13 protein-coding genes are annotated in these 15,294 nt (G+C 63.8%); 5 read left to right on the forward strand and 8 right to left on the reverse strand.

Translation table 11 applies throughout. The features are described from left to right. Nucleotides 1-7 precede the first annotated feature (7 nt). The 4 genes from C4K38_RS03500 to cpaB are packed head-to-tail and all read right to left on the reverse strand — an operon-like array spanning nucleotide 8 to nucleotide 3,592. The gene (locus C4K38_RS03500) at nucleotides 8-1,282 is read right to left on the reverse strand and encodes a TadA family conjugal transfer-associated ATPase (protein ID WP_053277290.1); all 1,275 of its coding nucleotides are present in this window, start codon (nucleotides 1,280-1,282) and stop codon (nucleotides 8-10) included. Then, nucleotides 1,279-2,469, reverse strand: a complete 1,191-nt coding sequence (locus C4K38_RS03505) for a CpaE/TadZ family protein (RefSeq protein ID WP_053277291.1) — start codon at nucleotides 2,467-2,469, stop codon at nucleotides 1,279-1,281. The genes C4K38_RS03500 and C4K38_RS03505 overlap by 4 nt, the downstream gene beginning before the upstream one ends. Continuing rightward, entirely contained in the window at nucleotides 2,466-2,633 is a 168-nt protein-coding gene (locus C4K38_RS32250; protein WP_164486993.1) for a hypothetical protein, read from the reverse strand. The genes C4K38_RS03505 and C4K38_RS32250 overlap by 4 nt, the downstream gene beginning before the upstream one ends. 20 nt (nucleotides 2,634-2,653) lie before the next feature. Further along, nucleotides 2,654-3,592, reverse strand: coding sequence for a Flp pilus assembly protein CpaB (gene cpaB, locus C4K38_RS03510; RefSeq protein WP_053277293.1), 939 nt, complete (start codon nucleotides 3,590-3,592; stop codon nucleotides 2,654-2,656). Between the two features lie 323 nt (nucleotides 3,593-3,915). Between cpaB and C4K38_RS03515 the strand changes: the two genes are divergently transcribed. From C4K38_RS03515 to C4K38_RS03525, 3 genes are all read left to right on the forward strand, one after another. Then, nucleotides 3,916-4,146 (forward strand): Flp family type IVb pilin, encoded by a 231-nt coding sequence (locus tag C4K38_RS03515; protein ID WP_053277294.1) that lies wholly within the window; start codon nucleotides 3,916-3,918, stop codon nucleotides 4,144-4,146. A gap of 67 nt (nucleotides 4,147-4,213) precedes the next feature. Further along, the gene (locus C4K38_RS03520) at nucleotides 4,214-4,627 is read left to right on the forward strand and encodes a response regulator (protein WP_009042004.1); all 414 of its coding nucleotides are present in this window, start codon (nucleotides 4,214-4,216) and stop codon (nucleotides 4,625-4,627) included. Between the two features lie 190 nt (nucleotides 4,628-4,817). Next, entirely contained in the window at nucleotides 4,818-7,202 is a 2,385-nt protein-coding gene (locus C4K38_RS03525; RefSeq protein WP_053277295.1) for an autotransporter family protein, read from the forward strand. A gap of 63 nt (nucleotides 7,203-7,265) precedes the next feature. Here C4K38_RS03525 and C4K38_RS03530 read toward each other — a convergent pair whose 3' ends face one another. After that, nucleotides 7,266-8,936: a ShlB/FhaC/HecB family hemolysin secretion/activation protein gene (locus C4K38_RS03530; RefSeq protein WP_053277296.1), complete on the reverse strand. Its 1,671-nt coding sequence runs from the start codon at nucleotides 8,934-8,936 to the stop codon at nucleotides 7,266-7,268. A 198-nt stretch (nucleotides 8,937-9,134) separates the two neighbouring features. Next, entirely contained in the window at nucleotides 9,135-10,811 is a 1,677-nt protein-coding gene (locus C4K38_RS03535; RefSeq protein WP_053277297.1) for a collagen-like triple helix repeat-containing protein, read from the reverse strand. A gap of 374 nt (nucleotides 10,812-11,185) precedes the next feature. Between C4K38_RS03535 and C4K38_RS03540 the strand changes: the two genes are divergently transcribed. Further along, nucleotides 11,186-11,635, forward strand: a complete 450-nt coding sequence (locus tag C4K38_RS03540; protein ID WP_053277298.1) for a DMT family transporter — start codon at nucleotides 11,186-11,188, stop codon at nucleotides 11,633-11,635. 7 nt (nucleotides 11,636-11,642) lie between these two features. Here C4K38_RS03540 and C4K38_RS03545 read toward each other — a convergent pair whose 3' ends face one another. Both C4K38_RS03545 and C4K38_RS03550 read right to left on the reverse strand, forming a co-directional pair. Continuing rightward, on the reverse strand, nucleotides 11,643-12,497 hold the full coding sequence (locus C4K38_RS03545) for a MaoC family dehydratase (protein ID WP_053277299.1): 855 nt from the start codon (nucleotides 12,495-12,497) through the stop codon (nucleotides 11,643-11,645). Nucleotides 12,498-12,499: 2 nt separating this feature from the next. Beyond that, nucleotides 12,500-13,852: a 3-oxoacyl-ACP reductase gene (locus C4K38_RS03550; protein ID WP_053277300.1), complete on the reverse strand. Its 1,353-nt coding sequence runs from the start codon at nucleotides 13,850-13,852 to the stop codon at nucleotides 12,500-12,502. Nucleotides 13,853-13,971: 119 nt separating this feature from the next. Here C4K38_RS03550 and C4K38_RS03555 point away from each other — a divergent pair, with 119 nt between their 5' ends. After that, a complete protein-coding gene (locus C4K38_RS03555; RefSeq protein WP_053277301.1) occupies nucleotides 13,972-15,249 on the forward strand; it encodes an acetyl-CoA C-acetyltransferase in 1,278 nt (425 codons plus the stop codon). Nucleotides 15,250-15,294 lie beyond the last annotated feature (45 nt).

Consider the following 15,294-nt stretch of genomic DNA (forward strand, 5'->3'; position numbering starts at 1 on the left):
CCCAGGCTCAATTCACGGGCAGGTCGGCGTCGCGTCGCAGCTTGTCGCCAGCGGGGTTGGCCGCTTCGCGCAGAAAGCCGAAACCGCTACGTCGGTTCAGACGGAACAGGGTGTTGGTGACGTAAATGTTCTCGCGCACGCCGACCACTTCCACCACCTCGCTGACGCAGCGTCGGCCATCGGGCAGGCGCGTCAGTTGAATCACCACGTCCAGGGCCGCGCAGATCATCTGCCGCAGGGTGCGTTCGGCCACCTGGCGCCCGGTCAGGCCCACCAGGGTTTCCAGGCGCAGCAGTGCATCCTGGGCATTGTTGGCGTGCACGGTGCTCATGGAACCGTCGTGGCCGGTGTTCATCGCCGTCAGCACGTCGAGCACTTCGACGCCGCGGATCTCGCCGAGGATGATCCGGTCCGGGCGCATGCGCAGGGCGTTGCGAATCAGGTCGCTGGCCTTGACCTCGCCATGCCCTTCGGCGTTCGGCGGGCGGGTTTCCAGGCGCACCACATGGGGATGGCCCAGTTGCAGTTCGGCCACGTCCTCGATGGTCACCAGGCGTTCGTGAGGGTTGATCAACTGGCTGAGAATATTCAGCAAGGTGGTCTTGCCGGTGCCGGTGCCGCCGCTGATCAGGATGTTGCAACGCTTGCCCACGGCCTCCTGGACGAATTCGAAGATCGCCTGGTCGATGGTTTGCATGGCCATCAGGTCGCTGCTCTTGAGCATGTCCTTGCGGAATTTGCGGATCGACAGGCAGGGGCCATCCAAGGCGATCGGCGGGATGATCGCGTTGACCCGGCTGCCGTCGGGCATCCGCGCGTCGACCATGGGCGAGGACTCGTCGAGGCGTCGGCCCAGGGGCGCGAGGATGCGCTGCATGACCCGCTCCACATGGTGCGCGTCGATGAAACGCAGGTCGCTCTGGTGCAGCACGCCATCGCGCTCGATGAACACCCGGTGCGGGCCGTTGACCAGGATCTCGGTCACCGCCGGATCGCGCAGCAAGACTTCCAGTGGGCCAAAACCGGTGAGTTCATCCACCAGTTCTTCGGCCAACTGTTCCATTTCATAGCGGGAAATCGCCAGGTGCAGGCGGGAGATGTACTCGGCCACCTTGTCGGTGATGAAGTGCGCCAGTGCCTGGCGCGAACCTTCCAGCAGGTTTTTCCCCGACTCTTCGATGGCGTCGATAACGTAGCGATGCAGCACCAGCTTCAGGCCCTCGTGATCGGTGTTGCCGACCGTGTTGTGGGGCTGGGCGCCGAACAGTTTTTCTCTGCTCATCTACTTCCCCTGAGGCGCTCGAACCAGCCGGGCCTTGCCGTGGGCAGCCCTTGGGAGCGTCTGGCCAGGCGCTCGCCGAGGGTCTTCAGGGCTTGGGTCAGGCCTTCGCGGGGGGCCAGTTCGAACAGCGTGACGCCCTGGTTTTTCGCGTTGAGACGCACCTCGGGGCTATAGGCCAGGACCGCGATCACTTCCAGGGCAAAGGTCTTGCCCAAGGTTTCCGCATCTGGCGCGACCCCACGCAGGTAGCGGTCGAGCAGCAGGCGGGCGTGTTCCAGCTTCATGCCTTTTTCGCGCCAGAGGTTGAGCACCGCGAGGTTGCGGCGGCAGTCGAGCACGCTCTGGTCGGTGTACCAGAGCAACTTGTCGCAGTGGCCGACGAAGGTACGCAGGGCTTCGCTGTCCGGTTGCCCGGTGAGGTTCACCACGATGTGTTGGAAGTGCTGGCGCAGGGCGCTGAGCAGCATGTACAGCTCGGCGGCGCTGGTGCGTTCCAGGGGCTCGTCATGGTCGGCATAGGCCAGGATCCGCAGCCCGGCTTCGGTGCTGGTGAAGGCACTGTCGATCAGGGTCGCATCCAGGCGTCGCAGATGGCGCAAGGCATCGCCGAAGTGGAACGAACTGTCCAGCCCCAGCAGCGCCAGGCTGTCGCCGCGCGGCAGGCCGAGGTCGAGCAGCAGAGTCTGCTGACCGCTCTTCTGTACCACCAGCGCCAGATGGCTGGCGAGCAGGGCGCCATCGGCATCGCTCTGGGTGCCGTAGAGCACGGTCAGGCCGCCGAGCTGGGTGCTCGGCGTGACCTGGGGCAGGCGTTTGCTCAGGCGCCGCACCAGGCCGGCCACCTCGCTGGAGCGCGAGCCGTAGGCCACGAAATCCCGGGCCCCGGCGCGCATGGCATTGAGTACCAGTTGGTTGTCCATGCCGTCGCCCAGGGCGACGATGGCCAGCATCGGCTTGGCCTCCAGGGCGCCCTCGATCAGCGCCGCCTGGGTGACCACATGCTCGCGATCGAGCCCGACGAAGACCAGGCTGGCGCACGTCACATCCACCAGCGCCAGCAACTCGTCGAGGCTGCCGCTGCCCGCGCTGACCACCTGCCCGAGTGGCGCCAGGGCGCCTTGCAACCATTCCAGGTCGGTGCCGTTGCGGGTGATCGCGAGGAAGGTCTGGCTCAGGTTCTGACTCATTGCGATAGCCCACTGCGTTGATTGAAGTTGCGGTTTTCCAGGGAGTACGGAGAGTACCCGTTCGGGTCGTGGTTGCGCAGCGGTATGCCAGCCTGGACAGGCACACCGCTCGACATCAGGGCCCGGATCAGGCCTTTGCACAGGGGCTGGCAATCATTGGACATGAAGAAGTGTCCTTGCATGATCAGGGTGTTTGTTGGCTCGCTTCGATACCGCGTATGACTTCTATCTGGGCGCGACGCGCTGCGGCGTCGAAGGTTCTGGCGCTGGAAGGAGGAGGGGTGGACAGGGCCAGCTGGTTGAACTGGACCAGGGACCTGTCGACGTTTTGCAGATGCTTCGATGCGCTTTTTTCGCCTGCCCAGTAATGCGCCAGGCGTTTCTCGTCGGCGCTGCGTACCGCCAGGCGCAGAACGCCGGCTTGAGCCGCGAGCATCAAGCGGCTCAGCAAGGGTTCCGGGACGGCCAGCAACACGCTGCGCGCGTTCAGGCGACGCTGATCCTGTTTGAGTTTTTCCTCGGGACTCGCGGGCGGCGAACCCGGCTTGCCATCGTTGGTCAGGCCCAGTTGCTCGCCGATGCCAAGCACCCGCAGGGCCGGCACCACGACCTGGGCCGAGGGCAGCAGGTTGTTGCTGTCCTGGCGCAGGAACAGCAGCACATCGACGTAGTCGCCAGGACTCAGTTGTCCGCTGGCACCGATGACTTCGTCTACCGCGACGGCCAGGGCGCGCTCATCGGGACGGATCATGCGGGCCACGCTGCCACCGGCTTCGAAGCTTTCCTCGCTCAGCCAGGTCCCCGCCGACAGCGCCCGCCATGGGGTGCGTCCGACGACCTGATCGAGGCTCTTGAGGCTGCCGGCGGGGGCGGTGTGCAGCCGCTCCAGAGTGACATCGCCGGCCTTGATGGGAACGAACGGAGGTATGTCGCGTACCAGCACCGCGACGGGCTGGCGGGTCGCATCTTCGGCGGAAGCGGTGACGGTTTGCACGACGGCGAGGGAAGGCTGCGCTACAGGTTCCGCTGCGGGCCGGCGACTCAATGCCACACCCCAGTAACCGGCAATGAGGGCCCCCACCAGAAACACCCCAGCCAACCCCATAGTGATACGACTGTTCATGACGGCTCTCCCTTTCCCGCTGCATCACCGACTCGCAGATTCCAACGAGTCAATTTCGCAATCAGGCAGCTATGAACATGCAACTATTTCGCTATTTGAAGGTAGAACAGCTGCAACAAAACGCCATTACTGTTGAGAAAATAACTGGGTTCATCCGCACCTCTGTCCGATGTCGCGTTTTTTTGACGTCAAAGGGACGAACTAATACTTAATGATTAATCAGTTCTTACAGTTGTTGGCTGGAAGTTTGTTGACAATGCTGTGGTGGCACAGGGGAATCATGTTGCAACGCTGCAACACCCGATGCATTGAGGAGAAACTAGATGTTCTTCATTCTCGCTACCCAATGGATCACCCTTCTGGCCTCCCGGCTCCTGCGGTTCCTCAAGAACAACGAGGGGGCGTCAGGGATCGAATACGCGCTTATCGCCGGTATGGTGGCCGTGGCCATCGCGGCATTTGTACCTGACATTTCGCTCGCCATCACCAACACCTTCACGACCCTGCAAGCGGCGCTGGAGGGCGATACTGCCGCTGCTCCTAGTACCCCGTAACACAGGTCCTCAAGGCTTTATCGAGGCGTCGATACTCTCAGTACGCAGCCACTTTCAGGTATTGCCCATGAGCTCCTCTTCGTTTCCACGCCAGCAGCTTCTTCTCGTGGACGATGAAGAGGACGCTCTGCTTGAGTTGGCCGAGTTGCTGGAAGGTGAAGGCTTTTGCTGCTTCACCGCGACCTCGGTCAAGCTCGCCCTGGCCCATCTCACTCAACACCCGGACATCGCGCTGGTCATCACCGACCTGCGCATGCCGGAGGAGAGTGGCCTGTCGCTGATCAGGCGACTGCGCGATCACACGTCCCGCCAGCACCTGCCGGTGATCGTCACCTCGGGTCATGCCGACATGGATGACGTCAGCGACCTGCTGCGCCTTCAAGTGCTGGACCTGTTCCGCAAACCCATCTACCACGTGCGCCTGCTGGAAACCCTGAACACCCTGTTCCCGCAGCCGCGCATCCACCTGGTCAGTCCCTGAACCTTCGCGGTCTTCCCTATGCCCGGTTTTTGGCGCCTTCGGTTTGACTTTTCGATGGTGTCATAATGATGGCTCCTGTACATTTGCCGCCGCTTGTCCGGGCGTTTGCCGACAAGCCGGTAGGGATGCCTGGAAGACACCGGCGCGCCTGCTGAAACCTGTCGTTCGCGTTTCTGGAAGGGATATCTCCTTGAATACTTCATTCCTGCGCCGCTCGTTGTTGGCGCTCTCTGTGGCTGCCGCCGCGACCCATGCACCATCGTCGGTGGCTGCGGACCTGAACTACGACCTCGGTGGCGGTGCCTTGAACAGCACGCTGCAGACTTTCGGCAATGTACTGTTGAGCGGGACCTCGCAGAACAGCGGTGCGGATTTCAGGGGGCTGACGGTCCAGGGCAGTTTTATCAATGACGGAGTGGTCAACTTCAGCAGCGGCTCGACCCAGGCCGGGTTGTTCTTCGCTTCTCAGGCGTCGACCGCTTCGACCTTTGCCGGCGATTTCATCAACCGCGGTTCGGTCCGGATCGACGGTCTGGATACGTCTGCCTTGCCGAGCGGCATCCTGCATTCCGGCAGCCGCATCGGTGGCAACCTGATCAACGAAGGCGATATTTCCGTGTCGGCCCCGAGCGCCGTGGGTGTGGATCTCTACCAGTCGAGCATCACCGGCCAGGTACTGAACAAGGGCACGATTGCGGTCAAGGGCGAGGGCGCCTACGGGCTGTTGATGTTCGCGACCCAAACCGGCATCGACAATACCGGCACCATCACTGCGCGTGGACAGAATGCCAAGGGCATCGAAATCGAAAATGCCACCGCCAGCGGCGGGTCAGCCATCGGTGCTTCCAGCGCTATCAAGAACAGCGGCACCATTGCCGCCGATGGTATTGGCGTACATCTGATCAGCTTCGCCAACACGGCTCCGCTGTTCTCCATCACCCAGACCGCCGGCCTGATCGAAGGGGGCACCGCGGCGATCCAGGCGGATCAGAAGAACGCCTATTTCTACTGGAAAGGCGGTCAGGTCAAAGGCGATCTGCTCGGGCTTTCCGGTGTGCTGGTCAAAGGCGATGTGGCCTTCGACGGTTCGACCATTCGTGCCGGTTACGTGGACATCGATGGCGGCCGCCTGACGTTGCTGCATCCGCAAACCACCCTCGATGGCGGGCTCGACCTGGACTCTTCGACCGCCATCCTGCGCTTGCTGCTGGACAAGGATACCAACCCGACGACGCCGATCCTCAAGGTCACGGGCGCTACCTATTTCAGCGAAGGCAGCCGCATCGAGCTGGCGGCGCGCTCCAACGATTTCCGTACCGGCGCCGATGGCACCCGCTACACCCTGATCAACACCGGCAGTTGGGAAGAGCCGCAGAACGCCAATGTGGTGTCGTCGTCCGCGTTGCTGGAAGTCAAAAGCTTCGGCATCGAAGGCAATGACCTGAAGGCGCTGGTTACCACCAAGAATGCTGCGGTGGTCGAGGAGAACATCATCCAGGCGGACGGCTCGCAGAATGCTGCGAACGCCATCAAGCCGCTGTCGAACAGCCTGATGACTCGGCTCGATGAACAGGATCCGGTGTTCCGCTCGTTTGCCAGCGCTTCGTCGGATGCCGAGCTGGCCAGGCTCTCCGAGACCCTGAGCCCGGATGTCAGCGGTGGCGTGATTCATGCCGCCACCAACGGCCAGAACCTGGTCAGCAACGTGATCACCAACCGTTCCAGCAGCGCTCGCAATGGCTTGTCTTCGGGCGACGTGCTGGCCGAGAAGGGCGTGTGGCTCCAGGCATTGTCCAGTGACGCTGACCAGGACAGCCGCAAGGGCGTCGAGGGCTATGACGCCAACAGCCACGGGATCGCCGTGGGTGCCGATGGCCAGCTCAACGCTGATACGACACTGGGCCTGGCCTACAGCTATCTGGACAGCGACGTGAAATCCTCCAGTGGCAACAAGACCGATGTCACCGGCCATGCCCTGACCCTGTATGGCGACTGGACCCACGACAACTTCTTCGTCGACGCATCGTTGATGTACGGCTGGAACGACAACGAGTCCAAACGTTACGTCGCCGGCACCCGCGCCAAGGGCGATTACGACAGTGAAATCTTCGGCGTCAATGCCCTGGCCGGCTACAGCCTGCGCCTTGACCGGCACCTGCTGCTCGAACCGCAGATCGGTGCCCGTTACGCCAACGTGATGATCGATTCGTACCGGGAAAAAGGCAGCTCGGCGGCCTTGAATGTCGCCAGCCAGCGTTATGAAGTGGGCGAGATGGGCATCGGCGCGCGCCTGGCCGCCGCGTTCGATCTGGGCCAGGGCAGTCTGGAGCCGGAGGCCAAGGTCATGGCCTGGCACGACTTCATCGCTGACAAGGCCAACACCACCTCGACCTTTGTCCTGGGGGGCACGCCATTCACCACCAGCGGTGCATCGCCGGTACGCGACAGCTATGAAACGAGCCTGGGCGCGACCTATCGTGTCGGTGCCTGGAGCCTGGGCGGTTCCTACAACTACCTGACCAAGACCGACTTCTCCGCCGACACCTTCACCGCCAAGGTGCGCTACGACTTCTGACGCTCGCCTGAACCAAACGACCCGCCTTCGAGCGGGTCGTTTTCGTTTGGCTTGAGGGGCTTCCTACAGTTGGTAGCTGAAACTCAGGGTGTAGCGCGGGCGGCGGTTGTGGGTGTCCAGTGCTTCATCGGACATCGGCTTGGCCGCTTCGAGGGAGATGTTGTAGTACTTGGCGTCGCCAAAGCGCAGGCCAACGGCGGCCGATGACAGGCTGTTGTCCTTGACCGGCAGTTCGTTGAACCAGGTACGCGAGCGATCCAGTACCACGTATGGCTGGAGGATTCGCAGCCAGCGGTCTTCGCGATTGAAGCTGTAGTTCACCTCGTAAGCCACGCCCCAGCCCTTGTCGCCGGACGCCTGGTCGTCGGGGTAACCGCGGCCGAAGTTCTGTCCGCCGAACACCGCGCGCTCGCTGTCGGGCAGGTTGTCGCGGCTCCAGTACAGGGCCGCCGACAGCACCCCTTGCCAGTTGTCGAAGAACTTGTCGCTCTGCACGCCGGACAGGCGCACGCGGAAGAAGTCCAGGTCATACAGGTCGTCATTGGTTTTCGCCCCCAGGGCGTCCAGCCCCTGGTACACCCCGGCACTGAGAATCCGCAGTTGGCGTTCGTTGGCCTTGCGCCAGTCGCCCTCGAAGGCCAGGGCGCGAATGTCGGTTTTCAGTTCGACGCTCTGTGGATAACCCACCACTTGATAGCGGGTCTTGTCGTTGACCGCATACAGGCGCGAACCCAGGATCAGCAGCTCGTTGGGCGCGGCGATGACCGGGTGGCTCAAGCCTATGGAGTAGCGATCGTTCTCCCGATGGGGCTTGAGTTCGAGGCCGTTGGTGAGCTGCACATTGGTCCCCGGGTCGGCGCGGTAGCGTGTGCCGTACAGGCTCAGTTGGGTGCCTTCGTCATTGAGAAACTGGTTGTAGTCCAGGCGGTAGTAGTGCTCGTGATCGTCCCCCGGCGGGAACAGGCCGCTGAGGGTTACCTGCTCGCCCATGGCGGTCTGCGAGTTGCTGCTGACCGCCAGCAGGGCTTGCAGGCCATTGCGGTTGTCGTCGGTGGTGCTGAGGCTGCTGGTGAAGGGTTTGCGGCTGGCCTGGGCTATCAGGTAGGCCGCGCCGTCGGTGGTTCCCGGTGGCGGCACCTGGGCTTGCAGGGTGACCCCGGGAATGCGGCTCATCAGGGTGGTGTAGTGCTCGAAGGTCTTGCGGGTCAGCGGCCGTTCGGCCTTGAGTTTTGCCACCAGTTTGTCGAGGTAGGCCGAGACCGGGCCGATATCGCCCTGCAGTTGATAGCCCTTGATGTAACCCTCCACCAGGACCACGCGCACGGTGCCCTGGTCGAAGCTCTGTTGCGGCAGGAACGCATAGGACAACAGGTAGCCGTCCTGCTGGTAGCGGCGGGTGATTTCCCGGGTGGCTTCGATCAGTTGTCCCAGGGTGCTTTCATGGCCGATCAGCGGCTTGTAGATCTCCGCCAGCTCGTTCAGCGGGTAGAGGGTGCCGCCTTCGATCTGCACGGTGCTGACGTTGATGGTGGTGCCCATCATCAGGGGCTGGGCCTGGGGCACCGTGGGTGGCACCAGCTTGGGCGCCGGGGTCGTGGGGCGATAGGCGTCGGCCGGCAGGTTGGGCACCGGCAGGTTGCGGATGGTTTCGTTGCTATTGAGAAAGCTGGGAAGGTTTTCGGCGTGGACGTATGAGCAAAGCGAGACTAACAGCAAGGGAGCCAAAGCGCGCATAGGACACTCCATGGTCAAGTCACAGCAACGCGAGAGGTACTTCAGTCGGCGGCGCTTGTCAGGGTCTTGGCCTTGATCAAGTACTGCAACCGTCATGCTCCAGACAAGAAAAAGACGAGAGACTCAATCGAATCCCTCGTCTCCAACCAAGCGTAGGCGCTGTAGGTAGGGCCGTCGAATCGGCCAGGTGCAAAACGCTTATCGGGTGCCGCCCAGGGCTCCGGTCAAGCCACCGAGCACACCGCCCAGCGCGCCGGTGGTGCCCGTGGTCCCGCTGCCGCTGGTGGTGCCACCGTTGACCAGGGTGCCGACCGTGGCGACGGTAGCGCCCAGGGTGTTGACGGTCTGGCCGACGGTACTCACCACAGGGTTGGGAGCGCTGGCCGTGATGGTGCTGCCTACCGTGCTGACGGCGCCGCCTACCTGGGTGAGCAGACCGGCGACGGGGCTGCCCACTGCGGTTGTGGCGCCTACTTGTTGGGTCAGGCCGGTGACGGTAGTGGTGACCGGGTTCAACGCCGCGCCGACCGTGGCGCCGACGCCGGCCAGTGGCGCGGTGGCGCCGACATTGGCCACACCGGTACCGCCCAGGGCTCCACCCACCGAGGCCACTACGTTGCCGACCGAGGCACCACTTACGCCCGCGGCACTGACCAGGGTGTTGGTGTTGCCGGCATTCAAGCCGTTACCCAGGTTGACCACCGCGCCGCCGACGGTTTCCAGCAGGCCGGTGCCACCGATGGTTCCCCCACCGGTGCCTGGAGCGGTCGTGGTCGCCAGGCCCCCGGTATTGCCAAGGGTGGTGGCGACGTTGTTCAGGGTGCCGCCCAGGGTGCTGGTCAATGGGTTGCCATTACCGGTGGCGGTAACCTTGTCGCCCAGGCCATCGACTGTCGTCGCCACCTTGGCGATCAGGCCACTGACCGGGGCGCTCAGGCCTGTGGCGCTGGCCACCTTGGCGGTCAGGCCTTCGGTCAGGGTCACTACCGGGACCAGGGCATTGTTGCCCACACTGTTGGTCAGCGAGCCCAACGGACCGCTGCCGGTGATGGTGTTCAGGGTGTTGCCCAGCATGGTGACCTTGTCGCCGACGCCATCGAGCACCGGGGCCACTTTGGTGACCACACCGCCGACCAGGGGAATGCTGCTGGTCGCGGTGCTCAATTTGCCGCTGAGGTCCGAGACGCCACCGCCGACATCGGTCACTACGTTGCCGACTATGGCTGTGGTCTTGGTCAAGGCCAGTGGATCGCTGCCCAGTTGGCCGAGGCCGTTGGTCAGGCCATCGCCCACGGTATCGACCACATTGCCGGTGGTATTCACTGCGCTCTGCAGTACACCGCCGACCACCGGAAGCGGGGTCAATGCGTTGCTGAGGTTACTGACGCCATCGCCGACACCGCTGATGGTGGTGCCAAGGTCCGACACCAGGGTCGAGCTGACCAACGGGGTGGTGGTGGGTGTCGTCGGGTCGGTCGGATTGGTTGGGTTGGTCGGATCGGTACCGCCACCTCCACCGGTACCGCCACCCGTGCCTCCGGTCCCGCCAGTGCCACCCGTCCCTGCGGTGCCACCGCCGGTCCCACCTGTACCACCGCCGATTCCACCGGTCCCGCCTGTACCTGCGGTACCGCCACCCGTTCCGCCAGTACCGCCAGTGCCAGCAGTGCCACCACCGGATCCGCCTGTACCACCCGAACCGTCGCCGGACCCGCCAGAGCCACCGGCACCGCTGTCGGTACCTGCCGCGCTGTCAGGCGAGGAGCTGCCGGAGCTGCTCTTGTGGCCGCCACCGCCGCTGCTGCAGCCGGTCAGGCCGAGGGCCAGGATCAGGGCCAGTGCTGTGCTTGTTTTCAACCAGACTTGAGTTTTCATGAGTGAGATTCCTTGCACCTGTTACAACGTTTTGTTGTTTTCGATAACTCCCCAGTTCTGTTGCTGGAGATGTTTTCGTCCGTTGTCGCTATCAAAGGTCCAAGTACTTTTTTTCACCATTCTCAACTTGGTATTAACAACTTATATATCGGCTGTTTTTGCTCCTGCGGAGGGACTAATGCCAAAGGTGTGGTGGGCGGAAATGTTTTTAGTAAGTCCTTACTAATCAGTGTTTTGTGTTTTTCATTTTCGAGGTCTCAGGGTGCCTTGACGAAAGTTATATATATACAATTAATTGTCTGGCGGCCCCGCCACGGATTTGGCGTCAACTTGGCTTATAATCCGTAGCCTGGCTTTTTCTATGGAGAAACTTTATGCCTGCCCCTGTCTGGTGGCTGCTTTGCCTGCCGGTTATTGCCGGTGCTTTCCTTCCCCTGCAAGCGGGAATCAACGGCCAATTGGCCAAGCAGGTTTCCAGCGTGCTGGCGGCGGCGCTGATCTCGTTTTTTGTCGGTACTGTGGCCTTGCTGATCCTGGCCATGGCCCAGCGCGAAGTGCCCGGCCTGACGGCCTTGAAGAGCCTGACCTGGTGGCACTGGTGCGGCGGTCTGCTGGGGGCGTTTTTCATTGCCACCGCGGCCTTCGCCGGCCCGCGGATCGGCGCCATGCTGTTCATGGCCCTGGTGCTGGCCGGGCAGTTGGGCATGGCCCTGGCGCTGGACCATTTCGGCTGGGCGGGTTTTCGCGAGGCGCCCATCAGCCTCGGCAAAATTGCCGGGCTGGTGCTGATCCTGGCAGGGGTGTTCCTGATTCGTCGCGGTTGAGGCAGGCTCAGGCCAGTGGTTGCCAATGCCCGCTCATATGCTCCAGGTCGCCCGCGCCGGTCAGGCGCAGGTCACCGCTCGAACCCGCGGCGCTTGCCAGCAGACACACCTCGCTGGGCAGGCGCACCGGCTTTCTGAAGTCCACGGCGATCTCGATATTGGCCGCCGGCAAATGCTCGCTCAACGCCGCCAGGGTCCGCGCCTTGTTCCACAGGCCGTGGGCGATGGCCTGGGGGAAGCCGAACATTCGGGCGCTCACCGCGCTCAGGTGAATCGGGTTGTAGTCGCCGGACACCCGGGCGTAACGCCGGCCGATATCGGCGGGGGCTTGCCAGCGCGTCAGCTCGCTGAGGCTGGCCTCGTCCTGGGGCTCTTCGGCAGGAGCCTCGCCCGACAGTTTCACACCCCGACAGAGCATCCGGCTTTGTGCTTCCCACAGAGGCCCGAGAGCGTCCTCGACGCTGGTCAACAGATCGAACACCGCGCCTTTGGCATGGGGCTGCAAGTTGTCCACACGCACCCCGACCCTCAGGTCGCCGACCCCGCCCATGGGCCGCAGGATGCGAATGCGGTTGGCCAGATGGATCAGCCCCAGCAGCGGAAAGGGGAAGTCCTTGGCGGTCAGTAACTGCATCTGCAGGGCGAATGCCAGCACATGGGGGTAGGTCGGCGGCAGCAGGCCGTTCTCGGCAAAACCGCAGACCTGGCGATAGGCCGCAAGCTTCGCCGGTTGCACGCTCACCTGGCGGCGCAGGCCATATTCAGGCAGCTCGGTGCCGGTGATTTTGCGGCGGGTCGCGGCCTTCCAGTACAGCTCGGGCAGGTTCGGCGGGGTATCCAGCTCATTCCATTGCAGGCTCATGTTCAGGCTCCCAATACGCTTTGCCCACAGACTCGCAGCGCTTGTCCGGTGACCGCGCCGCTGCCCGGCTGGCCGAGCCAGGCCACGGCTTCGGCGACATCCTGCGGCAGGCCGCCTTGCCCCAGCGAACTCATGCGCCGCCCGGCCTCGCGCAGGGCGAACGGAATGTGCGCGGTCATCTGGGTTTCGATAAAGCCCGGGGCCACGGCGTTGATGCTGATGCCGCGCTCCTGCAGCAGCGGAGCCCAGGACTGGGCCAGGCCGATCAGCCCGGCCTTGCTCGCCGCATAGTTGGTCTGCCCACGATTGCCGGCGATGCCGCTGATGGACGCCAGCAGGATCACCCGGCCGTTGTCGTGCAGGGTGCCGTTGTCCAGCAGTGCCTTGGTCAGCACCTGCGGGGCGTTGAGGTTGACCGCCAGCACCGCGTCCCAGAATTCCGGGGTCATGTTGGCCAGGGTCTTGTCGCGGGTGATCCCGGCGTTGTGCACCAGGATATCGATGCCGTCCGGCAACTGTTCCACCAGCCGGGTCGCGGCGTCTTCGGCGCAGATATCCAGGGTGATCGCGTGGCCGCCCAGGCGCGCGGCCAGGGCTTCGAGGTCGGTCTTGGCGGCGGGCACGTCCAGCAGCACCACCTGGGCGCCATCCCGGGCCAGGGTCTCGGCGATCGAGGCGCCGATGCCGCGCGCCGCGCCGGTGACCAGGGCCCGCGCGCCGGCCAGGGGCCGGGTCCAGTCCTGGACCTGGGTGGCGCAGGGGTTCAGGCGGATCGCCTGGCCTGAGATGTAAGCGCTTTTCGGCGAGAGGAAGAAGCGCAGCGCGCCTTCCAGCTGGCTTTCGGCACCGTCACCGACGTACAGCAATTGCAGGGTGGCGCCGCCGCGCAGCTCCTTGGCCAGCGACCGGCTGAAGCCCTCCAGGGCGCGCTGGGCGCTGGCGGCGAACGGATCGCCGAGGGTTTCCGGGGCGCGGCCGAGAATCACCAGGTGCGCGCTGGGTTCGAGGTTCTTCATCAACGGCTGGAAAAATTCGCGCAATTGCTTGAGCTGGTCGGTCTGGAGGATGTCGCTGGCGTCGAACACCACGGCCTTGAGCCTGGGGCCGTGGCCGGGAATCCAGGCCGTGGCGAGGGTCGGATCGGTGCCGTAGCTGTAGATGCTCTCGGTCAGCCGCGAGGCGATGGCGCCGACCTGCTGGGTCAGCGGGCCGCCGCCGATCAGCAGCGCCCCCTCGACCGGGCGCATGCGGCCGGCCTGCCAGCGCTCCAGACGTACCGGCGACGGCAGGCCAAGGGCCCCGACCAGGCGGTGGCCGATGGACGAGTTGGCGAAGTCGATGTAACGATCTGACATGGAACACTCTCCAGGAACTGGGGTTCAAAGTGTGGACCACGAAGGGTCTTAGGTCGTTCGATCCTTGAGATACAACCTACGCTTGTCGGTTGTGCCATTCACAGAATAGGGAGCTTTCCATGACTCAGCTGCGTCGTGTTGCGATTATCGGCGGCAACCGCATCCCCTTTGCCCGTTCCAATGGTCCTTACGCCACCGCGAGCAACCAGGCCATGCTGACCGCGGCCCTGGAAGGCCTGATCGAACGCTACAACCTGCACGGCCTGCGCATGGGCGAGGTGGCCGCTGGCGCGGTGCTCAAGCATTCCCGGGATTTCAACCTGACCCGCGAATGCGTGCTCGGCTCGCGGCTGTCGCCGACCACCCCGGCCTACGATATCCAGCAAGCCTGTGGCACCGGCCTGGAAGCGGCGTTGCTGGTGGCCAACAAGATCGCCCTGGGGCAGATCGACTGCGGCATCGCCGGTGGCGTCGATACCACCTCGGACGCGCCGATCGGGGTCAACGAAGGGCTGCGCAAGATCCTGCTGCAGGCCAACCGCGGCAAGACCCTGGGCGACAAACTCAAGACCTTCCTGCAACTGCGCCCCCAGCACCTCAAGCCGGAACTGCCGCGCAATGGCGAACCGCGTACCGGCTTGTCCATGGGCCAGCACTGCGAGCTGATGGCGCAGACCTGGAACATTCCCCGCGACGAGCAGGATCAACTGGCGCTGGAAAGCCATCAGAAAATGGCCGCTGCCTATGCCGAGGGTTGGCACGACGACCTGATGACCCCCTTCCTCGGCCTGACTCGCGACAACAATCTGCGCCCGGACCTGACCCTGGAAAAGCTGGCGTCATTGCAGCCAGTGTTCGAGCGCAGCGACAAGGGCACCCTGACCGCGGGCAACTCCACGCCGTTGACCGATGGTGCGTCCCTGGTGCTGCTGGGCAGCGAGGAATGGGCGAAGGAACGTGGCTTGCCGATCCTCGCCTACCTGCGCGACGGCGAAGCGGCGGCGGTGGATTTCGTCCGCGGCGCGGAGGGGCTGCTGATGGCTCCGGTCTACGCGGTGCCGCGTTTGCTGGCCCGCAACGGCCTGACGCTGCAGGACTTTGACTACTACGAAATCCATGAAGCCTTCGCCGCGCAGGTGCTGTGCACGCTCAAGGCCTGGGAGGATGGGGACTACTGCAAGAGCCGCCTGGGGCTGGACGCGCCCTTGGGCTCCATCGACCGCGGCCGGCTGAATGTCAAAGGCAGTTCGCTGGCGGCCGGGCATCCGTTCGCCGCCACCGGCGGGCGTATTGTCGCCAACCTGGCGAAGCTGCTGGAGGTGGCAGGGAAGGGGCGTGGCCTGATTTCGATCTGCGCCGCCGGTGGCCAGGGCGTGACGGCGATTATCGAGCGCTGAGGGCCCAGGCGTTGTGCTGGTGACAGGCTCGCTCCTCCAGGAGGA

It is taken from the genome of Pseudomonas chlororaphis subsp. piscium (genome assembly GCF_003850345.1).
GTDB lineage: Bacteria > Pseudomonadota > Gammaproteobacteria > Pseudomonadales > Pseudomonadaceae > Aquipseudomonas > Aquipseudomonas piscium.

What these genes read in the sequence shown, in the direction of transcription:
- C4K38_RS03550 (WP_053277300.1), bottom strand. Translation starts at nt 13,852, where the DNA reads ATGTCAGATCGTTACATCGACTTCGCCAACTCGTCCATCGGCCACCGC.
- C4K38_RS03500 (WP_053277290.1), bottom strand. Translation starts at nt 1,282, where the DNA reads ATGAGCAGAGAAAAACTGTTCGGCGCCCAGCCCCACAACACGGTCGGC.
- C4K38_RS03520 (WP_009042004.1), top strand. Translation starts at nt 4,214, where the DNA reads ATGAGCTCCTCTTCGTTTCCACGCCAGCAGCTTCTTCTCGTGGACGAT.
- C4K38_RS03505 (WP_053277291.1), bottom strand. Translation starts at nt 2,469, where the DNA reads ATGAGTCAGAACCTGAGCCAGACCTTCCTCGCGATCACCCGCAACGGC.
- C4K38_RS03515 (WP_053277294.1), top strand. Translation starts at nt 3,916, where the DNA reads ATGTTCTTCATTCTCGCTACCCAATGGATCACCCTTCTGGCCTCCCGG.
- C4K38_RS03530 (WP_053277296.1), bottom strand. Translation starts at nt 8,936, where the DNA reads ATGCGCGCTTTGGCTCCCTTGCTGTTAGTCTCGCTTTGCTCATACGTC.
- C4K38_RS03540 (WP_053277298.1), top strand. Translation starts at nt 11,186, where the DNA reads ATGCCTGCCCCTGTCTGGTGGCTGCTTTGCCTGCCGGTTATTGCCGGT.
- cpaB (WP_053277293.1), bottom strand. Translation starts at nt 3,592, where the DNA reads ATGAACAGTCGTATCACTATGGGGTTGGCTGGGGTGTTTCTGGTGGGG.
- C4K38_RS32250 (WP_164486993.1), bottom strand. Translation starts at nt 2,633, where the DNA reads ATGTCCAATGATTGCCAGCCCCTGTGCAAAGGCCTGATCCGGGCCCTG.
- C4K38_RS03545 (WP_053277299.1), bottom strand. Translation starts at nt 12,497, where the DNA reads ATGAGCCTGCAATGGAATGAGCTGGATACCCCGCCGAACCTGCCCGAG.
- C4K38_RS03535 (WP_053277297.1), bottom strand. Translation starts at nt 10,811, where the DNA reads ATGAAAACTCAAGTCTGGTTGAAAACAAGCACAGCACTGGCCCTGATC.
- C4K38_RS03555 (WP_053277301.1), top strand. Translation starts at nt 13,972, where the DNA reads ATGACTCAGCTGCGTCGTGTTGCGATTATCGGCGGCAACCGCATCCCC.